This is a genomic window from Metabacillus sp. KJ11-3, from assembly GCF_055808295.1.
Window position 1 is genome coordinate 1,126,919 of the sequence record NZ_CM147865.1, and the last position, 13,390, is coordinate 1,140,308.

14 protein-coding genes are annotated in these 13,390 nt (G+C 32.0%); all 14 read left to right on the top strand.

The genetic code is table 11. From position 1 onward, the window contains the following. The first annotated feature begins 31 nt into the window (after positions 1–31). Entirely contained in the window at positions 32–925 is an 894-nt protein-coding gene (gene galU / locus AC0L8O_RS05805; RefSeq protein ID WP_473446930.1) for a UTP--glucose-1-phosphate uridylyltransferase GalU, read from the top strand. A 20-nt stretch (positions 926–945) separates the two neighbouring features. After that, a complete protein-coding gene (locus tag AC0L8O_RS05810) occupies positions 946–2,271 on the top strand; it encodes a UDP-glucose dehydrogenase family protein (RefSeq protein ID WP_473446931.1) in 1,326 nt (441 codons plus the stop codon). Between the two features lie 53 nt (positions 2,272–2,324). Continuing rightward, complete coding sequence (locus AC0L8O_RS05815; RefSeq protein WP_473448689.1) at positions 2,325–3,014, top strand: sugar transferase; 690 nt, start codon at positions 2,325–2,327, stop codon at positions 3,012–3,014. 13 nt (positions 3,015–3,027) lie between these two features. Then, the gene (locus AC0L8O_RS05820) at positions 3,028–3,945 is read left to right on the top strand and encodes a glycosyltransferase family 2 protein (RefSeq protein WP_473446932.1); all 918 of its coding nucleotides are present in this window, start codon (positions 3,028–3,030) and stop codon (positions 3,943–3,945) included. A gap of 77 nt (positions 3,946–4,022) precedes the next feature. Next, the gene (locus AC0L8O_RS05825; protein ID WP_473446933.1) at positions 4,023–5,114 is read left to right on the top strand and encodes a glycosyltransferase family 4 protein; all 1,092 of its coding nucleotides are present in this window, start codon (positions 4,023–4,025) and stop codon (positions 5,112–5,114) included. 37 nt (positions 5,115–5,151) lie between these two features. After that, positions 5,152–6,582: a hypothetical protein gene (locus tag AC0L8O_RS05830; protein ID WP_473446934.1), complete on the top strand. Its 1,431-nt coding sequence runs from the start codon at positions 5,152–5,154 to the stop codon at positions 6,580–6,582. Further along, positions 6,579–7,709: a glycosyltransferase gene (locus AC0L8O_RS05835; protein ID WP_473446935.1), complete on the top strand. Its 1,131-nt coding sequence runs from the start codon at positions 6,579–6,581 to the stop codon at positions 7,707–7,709. Before AC0L8O_RS05830 ends, AC0L8O_RS05835 begins: the two co-directional genes overlap by 4 nt. Before the next feature lie 2 nt (positions 7,710–7,711). Beyond that, positions 7,712–8,161 (top strand): hypothetical protein, encoded by a 450-nt coding sequence (locus AC0L8O_RS05840; protein ID WP_473446936.1) that lies wholly within the window; start codon positions 7,712–7,714, stop codon positions 8,159–8,161. Further along, the gene (locus tag AC0L8O_RS05845; RefSeq protein ID WP_473448691.1) at positions 8,161–8,769 is read left to right on the top strand and encodes a glycosyltransferase family 4 protein; all 609 of its coding nucleotides are present in this window, start codon (positions 8,161–8,163) and stop codon (positions 8,767–8,769) included. The genes AC0L8O_RS05840 and AC0L8O_RS05845 overlap by 1 nt, the downstream gene beginning before the upstream one ends. A gap of 49 nt (positions 8,770–8,818) precedes the next feature. Further along, entirely contained in the window at positions 8,819–9,448 is a 630-nt protein-coding gene (locus AC0L8O_RS05850) for a glycosyltransferase (RefSeq protein WP_473446937.1), read from the top strand. Beyond that, positions 9,435–9,989 carry a glycosyltransferase gene (locus tag AC0L8O_RS05855; RefSeq protein WP_473446938.1) on the top strand — a complete coding sequence of 185 codons (555 nt, stop codon included), beginning with the start codon at positions 9,435–9,437 and terminating at the stop codon, positions 9,987–9,989. Before AC0L8O_RS05850 ends, AC0L8O_RS05855 begins: the two co-directional genes overlap by 14 nt. A gap of 17 nt (positions 9,990–10,006) precedes the next feature. Continuing rightward, entirely contained in the window at positions 10,007–10,870 is an 864-nt protein-coding gene (locus AC0L8O_RS05860; RefSeq protein WP_473446939.1) for a glycosyltransferase family 2 protein, read from the top strand. Positions 10,871–10,901: 31 nt separating this feature from the next. Beyond that, complete coding sequence (locus tag AC0L8O_RS05865; RefSeq protein ID WP_473446940.1) at positions 10,902–12,209, top strand: oligosaccharide flippase family protein; 1,308 nt, start codon at positions 10,902–10,904, stop codon at positions 12,207–12,209. 30 nt (positions 12,210–12,239) lie between these two features. After that, the gene (locus AC0L8O_RS05870) at positions 12,240–13,388 is read left to right on the top strand and encodes a glycosyltransferase family 4 protein (protein ID WP_473446941.1); all 1,149 of its coding nucleotides are present in this window, start codon (positions 12,240–12,242) and stop codon (positions 13,386–13,388) included. Positions 13,389–13,390 lie beyond the last annotated feature (2 nt).

Here is a 13,390-nt window from a genome sequence, read left to right on the forward strand (position 1 = left end):
TCTAGCTATAAATAAAAAGGAGGATGTAAGAATGAAAAAGGTAAGAAAAGCGATTATACCAGCAGCTGGATTGGGCACACGTTTTTTACCCGCAACAAAAGCTTTACCTAAAGAAATGTTACCAATCGTGGATAAACCAACAATACAATACATAGTGGAAGAGGCAGTAGCATCAGGTATAGAGGATATCATTATTGTAACAGGGAAGGGTAAGCGAGCAATTGAAGATCACTTTGATGCTTCCTCAGAGTTGGAACGTAATCTTGAGGAAAAAGGGAAATATGATCTGCTTGAACGTGTTCAGCATTCATCTAATCTGGCAGACATCCATTATATCAGACAAAAAGAGCCTAAAGGGTTAGGCCATGCTGTATGGTGTGCACGAAACTTTATTGGAGATGAACCATTTGCGGTGTTGTTAGGTGATGATATTGTTCAAAGTGATACTCCTTGTTTAAGACAATTGATTAATGAGTATGAGGAAACTCAATCTTCAATTATTGGTGTCCAACATGTTGCAGATGAAGATACTTCTCGTTACGGAATTATTTCTCCAATTTCAAACGATGGACGTCGTTATCAAGTAAATGATTTTGTTGAAAAGCCTGCGCCAGGAACTGCACCTTCAAACCTCGCCATTATGGGTAGATATATTTTCACCCCTGAAGTTTTTAAATATTTAGATAAACAAGAAATTGGTGCTGGTGGAGAAATCCAGTTAACAGATGCGATTCAACAATTAAATAAATATCAACGTGTTTTTGCATACGATTTTGAAGGAACACGTCATGATGTAGGTGAAATTCTAGGTTTTATTAAAACAACAATAGAGTTTGCACTAAATAATGGAAAAATCGGTAAAGATGTTGAACAAATCATGAGAAACTTATTACCCCAGCCTGTTGAACAATCACTCTTAAAGTAACCTTCATAGGAGGCAAAAGTTTGAAGATATCAGTCGTAGGAACAGGATATGTTGGTCTTGTATCTGGTGTTAGTCTTTCTGAGATAGGGCATATCGTTACATGTATAGACATTGATGAAGAAAAAGTGAAAAAAATGAACAAAGGTATTTCGCCGATTTATGAGCCGGGACTTAGTGATCTAATGAAGAAGAATATGAGTGAAAATCGATTATTCTTTACTACAGATCACAGAGAAGGTTTTTATCAGGCAGAGGTCATTTACATAGCTGTAGGTACTCCAGAAAAAGAAGATGGTTCTGCCAATTTAGCATTTATAGAAGAAGTAGCTATTTCTATTGCTAAGAATATAACAATGGATACAATTGTTGTGACAAAAAGCACAGTACCAGTAGGAACAAATCATAAAATTAAACAGCTAATAACTGAAAACCTTTTAATGGATGTAAAAGTTGATATAATATCAAACCCAGAATTTTTAAGAGAGGGATCAGCAATCCATGATTCATTTCATGGAGATAGAATTGTAGTTGGTTCTGAAAGTGAATATGCTGCGAGAGTAATAGAAAGAATAAACGAACCATTTGGAACACCTATTTTTCATACAACAATAGAAAGCGCTGAAATGATTAAATATGCATCAAATGCATTCCTTGCAACGAAGATAAGTTTTATTAACGAAATATCTAATATTTGCGAACGTGTAAATGCAAATGTGGAAGAAGTTGCAATAGGTATGGGATTAGATCCCCGAATTGGGCCTCAATTCTTAAAAGCAGGTATAGGATATGGTGGATCTTGCTTTCCAAAGGATACCAAAGCACTAATGCAAATTGCTGGAAACGTTCATTATGATTTCGAATTATTAAAAGGTGTCATCAATGTTAATAAGAAGCAACAAGTACTGGTACTAGAAAAATTAAGAGAAGTATATTCTTCATTTACAGAGTTAAAAGTGGGGGTACTTGGGCTAGCATTCAAACCTAATACAGATGATATTCGTGAGGCACCTTCACTGTCAGTTATTACAAAACTGATCAATGATGGTGCAGAGGTAATAGCGTATGATCCAGTTGCAATAGAAAAGGCTAAGGAGGTTCTACCTAAAGAGGTGAATTATAGTGATACCCCTGAAGGAACATTAACTGGTGTTGATGCAATTATTATATTAACAGAATGGGAACAAATCAGGTCTATAAAAGCTAGGTCATTTCATCAAATGAAAAGACCGGTTGTTATTGATGGAAGAAATTGTTTTGATCCCCTCGAAATGGCTAAAGGAAATATTGAATATAAGTCAATTGGAAGACCGCATTACAGTATACCAAAAAGAGAAGTTCTCTCTTAAATAAGGAACAACACGAATTTTCTCCCAGTTTAAGATTAGTGGAAAGATGGTGAATTTCGTTGCCGGTTTCAGAGGAAAATTCTTTAGTACGAGAATATCAAGAAACAGCTTTTACTCAAGTGATTCCCAAGGAAAATAAACACTATATAATAATGAAGCGTAGCCTAGACATTGTATGTTCATGTCTAGGTTTAATAATTTTAGGCATTATTTTTTTATTAGTAGCTATTTTAATTAAATTTGAAGATAGAAGAGGACCTATATTTTTTAAGCAAACTAGAGTTGGTAAGGGTGGAAAAACGTTTAATATGTATAAATTTAGATCAATGGTATCTAATGCGGAAGATTTAAAAGAAATGTTATTAGAAAAAAATGAGGCTACTGGTCCGGTGTTTAAAATGAAAAATGACCCACGTATTACAAAAATCGGTAAATTTATAAGAAAAACAAGTATTGATGAACTGCCTCAGCTATTCAATGTGTTAAAAGGTGAAATGAGCTTGGTAGGACCTAGGCCGCCACTACCAAGTGAGGTAGAGTTATATTCTAATTATGAGCATCAAAGATTACAAGTAATACCAGGTTTAACCTGTTATTGGCAGGTAAGTGGTAGAAGTAATATTGGTTTTGAAGAATGGGTAGAACTTGATCTTAAGTACATTCGTGAAAGAAGCATGATTGTAGATATTAAACTGATTTTGAAAACAATACCAGCATTGCTAGGAACTAAGGATGCTTACTAAGGGGAGGATTCGTATGATAACTTCAGTCATTATTCCTACCTTCAAACGTACAAAGGACTTAAGTCGATGTTTAGATGGTGTAAGTAAACAAACAAAACTGCCGGATGAGGTTATCGTTGTAGTTCGAAATACCGATAGAGAAACACTTCATTTTATTAAACACTACAAAACAAATTTAACTATAATACCTGTGATTGTTGAAAAGCCTGGTCAAGTTGCTGCTTTAAACAAAGGACTTCAAAGTTCAGTTGGGGATATACTTAGTATCCTTGACGATGATACCATTCCACACGTGCATTGGTTGGAAAAAATTGTGGAGAATTTTAACAAGTCAGAAAGAATAGGTGGCGTTGGTGGTCGTGATTGGGTACATCATGGAGACAAAAGAGAAGAGGGTCAAAAGGAAGTAGTTGGTAGAGTACAATGGTTTGGTCGGGTTATTGGAAATCATCATTTAGGATATGGTTCTGCAAGAGACGTTGATGTCCTAAAAGGAGCAAATATGAGCTATAGAAGAGAAGCAATAAAGGGTCTTACATTTGACGAGAGATTACTAGGCAATGGAGCACAAGTTCATAATGATATGGCTTTTAGTTTAAATGTAAAGAAAAAGGGTTGGAGGCTAGTTTATGACCCTGAAGTAGCAGTAAATCATTATCCTGCTCAGCGCTTTGACTTAGATGCAAGAGGTACTTTTAATGAAGTTGCTTTTTACCATTCAGTATACAATGAAACCCTAATTTTAATGGACTTTTTTAAATCTCCAACTAGAATATTTATTTATATTCTATGGTGTTTATTAGTAGGGACATCAGAAAAGCCAGGATTAATTCAGGTGTTAAGATTATTAAGAAAGAATGAAAATATTACTAAAAAATTCAAGATAAATTTTACCACTAGATTCAGGTTGAATAAGATAATAAAAATATAAATAATACTGTAGGACGGAGGTGCAAACATGAAAAAAAGTTAGCAATTGTAGCTCATCATGTAAACAATAAAGGTGGAATGGAATTACATTTACTGGAAGTCATTAAGAGAGCAAGTAAAGATTATGATATTACAGTAATTGCAACAGAATTTTCAGGAGAGATAGACAATGTTAAATTTATGAAAATTCCAATACCTCAAAGACCAGCCTTTATAAGAAGTGTTTTATTTACTTTAATAGTAAGTTTAATATTGTTATTTAAAAGATTTGATTTTGTGCATACAACTGGAGCAATAGTATTAAATCGTGTGGACATGTCCACAGTGCATTTTTGCCATAGAGCTTATAAAAGCCTTGGATTTAGTGAAAGATATAAACACTCTACCTCCTTTTTACATAAGATAAATAGTTATTTACATGGTAAGTTAGCTCTATTTATGGAGGGTATTTGTTATAGACCTAAACAAATACCAGTTCTAGTTGCAGTATCTGAACATGTAAAAAAAGAATTACTAGAACAATTCAATTATAAGGAAGAAAATATAGTTGTTATCTACAATGGTGTCGATACTAAGACTTATAAACCAATAACAATTGAGGAAAAGAAAAAATTAAGAATACACCTAGGAATCCCAGAAAGTGCTATTGTGTTTTCTTTTATAGGTGGTGATTGGTCAAGAAAAGGATTACGAATATTACTCGATGCATTCGGAGAGCTATTAAATTGTTATCCTAGTAAAAATATGAAAGTTTTAGTGGTTGGTAAAGGTGATAAAAAGACTATTATGAGTGGATTAAGTAATGAAATTGCGAAAAATGTTATTTTTCAAGGGTTTCATGAAGATCCTTCTATTTTTTATAAGGTCTCAGATGTATTTGTATTACCTAGTTTATATGAAACTTTTAGCATTGCTGCACTTGAGGCAGGGGCATGTGGGTTACCTGTGGTTATGACAAAAGTAGGAATATCTGATATTGTAGCAGAAAATGGAGTTACTGGATTCACCATTGAAAGAGATAGTAAGAATTTAAAGATAGCACTAGAGCAAATTTTACTTAATGATGTTCTAAGGAAAGATATGGCGAGTGAAGTAAGAAAACGCTCAGAAAAGATTACCTGGGACAGAACATATGAATTGTTTAGAGGATGCTATAAACAATATATATAGAACTAAATTATTTAGTAAGTTTGGAGTTGAGTGATAAGTGACTCTATCATTTAATAAGAATCTGTTAAGTATAATCTCAGTTTTGATTCCACTAAGCTGCACCTTGTTCATTGGAATATTTTCCATTGATTCAAATAATATAAGATTACTTATATTTGTATCACTTTTTTTGTTCTTAATAGCTTTAACGTTAAAAAATAGAGAGGGAGTAGTAACCTTATTAATAATTTATTTAGCTATTATGGGATTTTTGAGAAGAGCTTTAATTCCTATTGCGGGTTGGAGTTCTTTTGATCCACTCTTGATTTTGGGACCTGCTATAACGATTTTTTTAACTTTAATGTTATTTTGGGAAGAAAAAAATAATCAACTTAAAAATGATAAACCTAGTGTGTTGTTCGTTACAATGTTTATATATTGTGCTTTGCAGGTGTTTAACCCATTTTCTGGAAGTATATTAACAGGAATGACAGCATCCATTTATATACTGATTCCTTGGTTGTGGTATTTCTTGGCGTTTTATAGAATTCGTAGAACGGATATTAATAAAATATTCTTTACAATCGAGGTTCTTGGCTTCTTTATTGCAGTGTATGGATTATATCAGTCTTTTCATGGCCTACTTCCATTTGAAGAACAGTGGGTTGAAATTTCAGGATATGCAGCATTATATTTAGCTGAGGGTACAGTAAGATCTTTTGGTACGTTCCCAAGTGCGCAGGAGTTTGTATATTTTTGTGTAATTTCTTTTATGATTTCTTTTACATATACAATCTCTAATTCTAATTTTAGATTTTTACATTTACTGGTAGCAGTAGTGACGTTTTCTTCAATTATTTTCGCAAGTTCCAGAACTGTTATCTTTTTTATCGTTCTTGCTATTTGGATGGTTTTATTTGTAAAAAGAAAAACAATAGTAGGAAAGATAGTATCATCAATAATTTCTTTCGGTTTAGTTAGTCTAATTTGGTTGCTATTACCTAAAGTCAATCCCAGTTGGTTCGGTACTGCTGCACCTGCAATAGAACATATGATTTCTGGACTAATAGACCCACTATCAGAGGAAGATACAGGTGTTGGACATATTAATAGGTTTGTTGATGGAATACTTTCAGTATTCTCAAATCCAATCGGACATGGAATAGGATCTATTACAAATGCGGCTAGCAAAATAAATGCATCATCAGGTATGACAACAGAAGTGGATATTTCTAATATGTTCGTTGGAGTTGGTATAGGAGGTATACTCTATTCTATTATAATTGTTAGTACATTAATAAATATTATTAAAATAACAAATAGAGATAATACAATAGAGATTCAATGTATATTAGGCATTCTTATTGCTTGTTTAGGGCAATGGATAAATGGAGGATTTTACCTAACATCACTCCTTATTTGGTTATTTGTGGGCTGGTCTCACATGAATTTTATAAAGATTTATAAAAAAGTAGGTGATATTAATTGAAAATATTAATAGTTTCTCCGGTTGGTGAACTTGGAGGCGGGGCGGAGTCTATGCTCTACGAACTAGTTAAAGTCCTTAAACAAAAAAATGAAATAGAAGTACTTTTTATGCAGGAAGGAAAGCTTAAAGATTCGATTGAGAAATTAGAGATTAAAACCATATTGTTAAAGAATAAAAAGATGAGAAATGTTTTAGGTTTATTTGTGTGGATGAATAGATTTTATAAAATATCGAAGGATAATAAGCCAGATTTGGTTTTAAATTGGATGACAAAAGCTCAGATATTCAGCTCAATTCCTAGTTATATTGCAGGAATACCAATTTGCTGGTGGCAGCATGGAGTGCCAGATCCTCCAAATATACTAGATAAATTAAGTAATATTTTACCTTCTAATAAGATTGGCTCATCTTCTACAATAGCAAAGATTGCACAACAAAAGTTAACAAATAAACCTGTATTCTGCAGTTTTCCAGGTGTGGATATACAAAAGCATTCACCAAATAATCAAAAACGTATAGAGATTAGAAAAGATTTAGGAATTGATGAAGATACAATTCTTCTGGGGAATGTTGGTAGAATTCAAAGTTGGAAGAGGCAGGATTTACTAATTGAAGCATTAGAAATTCTGCTTAAGAAACATTATAAGGTAAAGGTATTATTAGTTGGAGGAAATTTATACAATCTAGATAACAAATTTGAGGGAAAAGTAAACCAATTAATAGAGGAAAAAAATTTGAATCAACATGTTATTACAACAGGTAACAAACTTGATGTTGCGCCTTATTATGATGCGATGGATATTTATGTACATACAGCAAAGGGGGAACCATTTGGTATTGTAATGGTTGAAGCAATGTTACATAGTAAGCCACTAATAGCTGTAAAATCACCCGGCTCTGTAGAAATTGTCGAAACTGGATTGACTGGTACGTTACTAGAACAAGAAAGCCCTGAAATGATTGCCGTAAAAATAGAAGAAATGATAAAGCAAGGTGATTTGAAAGGGATAGGTGAAAAAGGGAGACTAAGAGCGGTACAGTTATTCTCTAATACCCAGATGGGTGTGAACGTTAATAAGGAATTAGAGGAAATTATAAATAATAAAACTGATGTGAGAGTAGTGTAAAGATGACTAAACGCTTATTTATATCTGTTGATTTTCCTCCAGAAAGTGGAGGAATCCAAAATTATGTTTATGGAATAGTTTCTCACTTAGATGCAAAAGATACCTTTGTTTTGACATCAAATAGAGTTGGTGAAAAAAAATATCTTCCATTTGACAAAGATCAAGAATTTAAGATTTACAGGACAAATGTTACTAGTAGTATACCGCTACTTTTCCAATTAGCCCAATTGATATTATTGTGTTTTTCAGTAATCAGGATAACTAAAAAACATAGAATAGAAGAGATACATTTTGGAAATGTAATGCCGGTAGGTCTTATTGGTCCGATCTTAAAAACGCTATTTAGAATCAGATATTATCCCTATATTCATGGATTAGATTTCCTTGAATCAAAAGTAAATCCATTAAAATACCAACTGCTAAAAAAATTCTTCAACACGCATCAAAAATAATATGTAACAGCAATTACACGAAATCTGTTGTAAAAGAATCAGGATTTGACCAAAATCGTATAACTGTCATTCATCCAGGAATCCCAAAAACTAACCCTTCTTTGGATTTTAATAAGATAGAAACCATTAATAAATATAATTTAAAAGGTAAGTTTGTTTTAATTACTGTGGGTAGATTAGTAAAACGAAAAGGTCATGATATGGTTATTGAATCATTAAAGGAGATTATTAAAACAAATAAGGATATAAAATATATTGTTTGTGGTAATGGCCCTGAAAGGGGAAATCTGGAAATGATGGTTAAAGAGGGGAATTTAGAGAATTACGTTACATTTGTTGGTAATATCGAACGGGGTGAATTAGAAACACTTTACTCTGTTGCAGACTTATTTATTATGTTAAATAGGGAAATAAAAGAAACGGGTGATGTGGAGGGTTACGGAATTGTCTTTCTTGAGGCGGGTATCCATAGACTTCCAGTTATTGGTGGTAATAATGGTGGAGTTCCAGATGCTGTTCTTCAAGGTGAAACAGGCTTTTTAATAGATTCATTAAATGTTGAAGAAATTGTAAAAACAATATCTTCTTTTTTTATGATCAAAATTTGACTAAGACTTTGGGAGAAAACGGCTATAAATGGGTAAATGAAAACTGCCTATGGCATCACAGGATCAAATTATTAGAAACCTTGAAAGGATAGATCCAATGAAAGAAAAACAAAGAATTAAAGTTATGTTTATTAACCATACCTCAATAATTGGAGGTGCCGAAAGAAGCCTGTTAGATATTTTAACTTTTATAAACAAAAATAAATTCGAGCCTTTATTTGTATGTTTTGAAGAAGGGGAATTAGTTGAAATAGTTAGAGAAATAGAGGGGATCGAAGTAACAGTGGTACCATTTTCTACAAAATTGCTCAGGTATAACAGAGATCAAAAATTTATATCTCAAATACTAACTCCAATGTATATGATAATACCAATTGTAAAGCTTTTAATATTTACTAAGAAAAGTAATGTAAATGTAGTTTATACAAATTCTATGAAAGCACATTTTATTGGCGTTGTGGCAGGAAAGTTATTATTTAAAAAAGTTGTATGGCATGTAAGGGATATCCTTGACGATGGCATAAACAAGAAATTATTTATAGTATTCTCACAATTTACTGATGATATCATTTGTATTTCAAAAGCTGTGGCAAAACAATTTATAAGCAAAAAAAATGTAAATGTAGTATATAATGGCATGCTCCCAATTGAAGAGGTACCTCTAAATGAAAGAGTTTAAAGTTGCTATTATAGGTCAAATAGCCAAGTGGAAAGGGCAGGATATTTTTATTAAAGCAGCAAAACAACTACATTCAAAATTTCCAAAAGCAAGGTTTTTTATAATTGGAGATGTATTATTTGATAAGGTAGACGATAAAGTCTATAAAAGCCATTTATTAGAACTTGCTAATAATTGTAAATACATTGAGTTTTTAGGTCATAGGAATAATGTACAAGAGCTGATTAAAGAAATGGATTTAATAGTGCACGCTTCTACGAGAGAAGAGCCATTTGGGAGAGTTATTATAGAAGGGATGGCTGCAAAAAAGCCAGTAATTGCATCAGGTATAGGTGGACCTTTAGAGATTATAGAAAATGGAGTTTCAGGTATTATTTATGAACCAGGGAATGTAAATCATTTATCGGAGAAAATAGAATGTTTGATAATAAACGAAGATCTTTATAAAAAGTTATCTATCAATGGTTATAAGAGATTCCTTAAATCTTTCGAGATTCATAATACAATCTCACAAGTAGAAAATATTTTATTAAGAATATAAGTTCGGAGGCGAAGGAATTGGAAATAAATGTAGTTATACCAACTAGAAATAGACCACATAAATTACAGAAATGTTTAGATGCTTTGGAAAAAGCAAGAGAATATTTATTGTTTGATGTAATAGTTTGTGATTCTAGTGATCAAGAATTGAAAAGTCTTGTTTATAATATTTGCCAGAAGTATGATTTTGTAGTAATTAGAGATCATAGTGGAAAAAATGCGGCAGCGGCAAGAAATTTCTGTGCTAGTGTCGCAAATGCTCCAATAATCGTTAGCATTGATGACGATGTTTATGTATATCCAGATTCCATTTTAAAGCTATACGAATTATATAAGAAAGTAGATGGTTGGAAGGTAATTGCTGGCAGTGTAAGTTGGGATAATGATTGGAGTGAGCCTGTTTTAATCCGATCAATTGGATATGGTAGAAAAGTAAAAAAAGGGGAAGATCCTAGCTTTTTAATTAGTGCATTTATAATGTATCCTAGAGATCTAGTTACTGCATTACCATGGAATGAAAGAATTAGAACATCAGAAGATAAATTTATGGGTGCTTTATGGAGAAGTCATTCAGTTAAATTATTATTTGAACCTGATGCAAAAGCAATCCATGATGAGGATCATAATTATTATGATGTAAGTCATCAACAATATCACATTTACACTAATTTATTTGATTCTTTAATAGCAAATGTTAATTATAAAAAAGCAATTTGCTTTCAATTTCTCGGCTTTGCTGCAAGTGCAAAACTATACTTTAAAAACAAAAGAACTATATTCCCCTTTTTAAGAGCATGGCTAAAAGGAAATATAGCGTTTATCAATGACTATAAATATTTACGAAACTATACAAAAGTACAGCTGAAAAATGAGAATATTTAAATCCTATTTTATAAATACAGGAGCTTAGATCATGAAGAAATTGTTCTTAACTAGTTTGTCGGTAAATATATTTATAATAGTTATAAATCTATTTACTGGAATTTTGAGTGCTAGATTTTTGGGAGCATATGGAAGAGGGCAATTGATGATTGCAACAAGGTGGACGGATTTATTTATTTTGCTTTTTACTTTTGGCCTACCAGGTGCTCTAACGTATCTAGGAAAAAAGAAGAGTGAAGAACAAGGAAGCATATTTACAGCATATTTATTAATAAATTTGTTTATCGGACCCTTTGGTTTATTAATGGGTTTTTTGTTTTTTCCATTCTTATTCTCTGGTCACTCAAGTGAAATATTATTACTAGCTCAAATATCATTATTGACACTTCCTTTTGCGGTTATATCTAACGGATTAATTGGAAGCTTACAAGCATTGAATAAATTTAAATTGGTTATGTTAATAAGAGTACTTACTCCTATTAGTATTTTATTAACAATAATCACACTCTTAGTAGTTGGGAAGTATAACGTGCATAACTATATAATAGTTATTAGCATTATTAACGTTTTAATCTGCTTATTCCCTCTTATGTTTTTGTTTAAGTATATAAAACTTACATTTATAAATATTGTTAAAAATACAAGATCTCTATTCAAGAAAGGAATACAAGTCTATGGAGTTTCCCTAACGCAAAATGTTGGAGGTCAGTTTGATCAATTAATAATATCTTTGTTTTTAAGTCCATATATTTTAGGGCTATATACTATAGCAGTTAGTATTCAGCGGATGATTACTTCAGTAGTAAATGGGGCTTTGAATGTATATTTAATGCCAAAATTAATGGATTTAGAACTAGAGCCTAGAACAAAATATGTAGAGAAAATGCATGGAGTTCTTTTTTATGGGACCTTACTAATAAGTATTCTTGTTGGTACTACTTTACCTTTTGCTATTCCGTTTGTGTATGGAGATGAGTTTTCAGACTCTGTGATACTTACTATTATACTTTTATTAGGAGTACCCTTTTCTATTTGCAATAATGTTGTAATTAACTTTCTTTCAACAGAGGCAAAATTTAATACTGTTACAATCTCTGAAATAATAAGCCTTATAAGTGGATTAATAATAACTCTAACCCTTTTTAATACATTAGGAGGTTCTGCAGCTGCTTTAGGTGTTGTAACAGCTTCTATTACTAGGTGGATAGTAAATATTTATGTAGGTTCAAAGATTGGTTTACATTTAGTTCCATTATTTCACTTGTATATAGATTCTTTTATTTCTTTATTTAGATTTATTGTGAAAAACATTAGAAGAGTAACCGTATTAAGGGGTTAGGATAATAACAGAACTGTGAGGTGTGTATTATTGAAGATTCTCCAAATTGTAGATTATTTTAATAGTGGCGGAGGCAAGGAACGATTTGTATATGATCTTTCTAAGAAGATTATGGGAAATGGTAATATGACCTCTATTGCTTGTTTAGAGTATAACAACGCTGATAATTGGGGAGGAGATGTAAATCTAGATATATTTTTAATAGATAGAAATTGGGAATTTGCATTAAGAAAATATAATCCCGATGTTATTTTGTGGCATGTTGGAGCTGCTACAACAGATATAGTAAAAGGGATTTTGTCGAAATATAAGATATACTCACTTGTTCATAATGTTACCTGTCCAGCGGGAACGAGGCTGTTAAGAGGTAAGGATCAAATGTGTTTTAAGGCAACTAATTCTTTATGTCTATTTAGTTGGTATTTTAAACAATGTGGATCAACTAAGTCATTGAAGGATACTTATAATATCCTTAATAAAAGTAAAGATATACATTCTGTTATTGCAAAATCTAATAAAGTTTATGTGGCAACTAAAGCAATGAAGGATATTTTAGAAATTGAGAAGATTAATCCTGAAAAGATAAAGATCTTTGATATAACCTTAGGAAACCTTAAAGATCTTGGTCCAATTACTGTAGATAATGATTCAGGAACTTTAAAAATGTTATACGTTGGTAGACTAACTTATAATAAAGGTGTTCAATATTTAATTCGTGCAATCTCTATATTGCTTCAAGAGAATATTAATGTAGAGTGCACAATAGTTGGGAGTGGCTGGTATGAAGCTGAACTTAGAAAACTAGTTGTATCTAACAAATTGGAAAACTTTGTTAAATTTGCAGGACATGTAAAAGGAACCGAAGTGGGTGATTATTATACAAATTGTGATATGGTAGTTGTTCCTTCTATTTGGTTTGAAGCTGCTGGTTTGGTAGTTCCAGAGGCAAGAAGTTATGGTAAGCCAGTTATCGTAACAAATGTTGGAGGATTACCGGAATGGGAAGGAATGATGAATAATGTGTTTGTGACGAAATTTTCTGACTCAACTGCTCTAGCGAGTACTATAAAAGATGTGAAGAAAAAATTGGTTTTTGAACAAGAAAATAATTATTCCTCCCCATATCTAGATTTACTAGAGGATATCAGCTCTGAAAATATTTTAGTTAAAACAATATAGGT

Bases quoted from the DNA above. Each gene is read 5' to 3' on its own strand.
- AC0L8O_RS05840 (WP_473446936.1), top strand. From the start codon at position 7,712: ATGACTAAACGCTTATTTATATCTGTTGATTTTCCTCCAGAAAGTGGA.
- AC0L8O_RS05855 (WP_473446938.1), top strand. From the start codon at position 9,435: ATGAAAGAGTTTAAAGTTGCTATTATAGGTCAAATAGCCAAGTGGAAA.
- AC0L8O_RS05820 (WP_473446932.1), top strand. From the start codon at position 3,028: ATGATAACTTCAGTCATTATTCCTACCTTCAAACGTACAAAGGACTTA.
- AC0L8O_RS05865 (WP_473446940.1), top strand. From the start codon at position 10,902: ATGAAGAAATTGTTCTTAACTAGTTTGTCGGTAAATATATTTATAATA.
- galU (WP_473446930.1), top strand. From the start codon at position 32: ATGAAAAAGGTAAGAAAAGCGATTATACCAGCAGCTGGATTGGGCACA.
- AC0L8O_RS05825 (WP_473446933.1), top strand. From the start codon at position 4,023: ATGGAATTACATTTACTGGAAGTCATTAAGAGAGCAAGTAAAGATTAT.
- AC0L8O_RS05850 (WP_473446937.1), top strand. From the start codon at position 8,819: ATGGCATCACAGGATCAAATTATTAGAAACCTTGAAAGGATAGATCCA.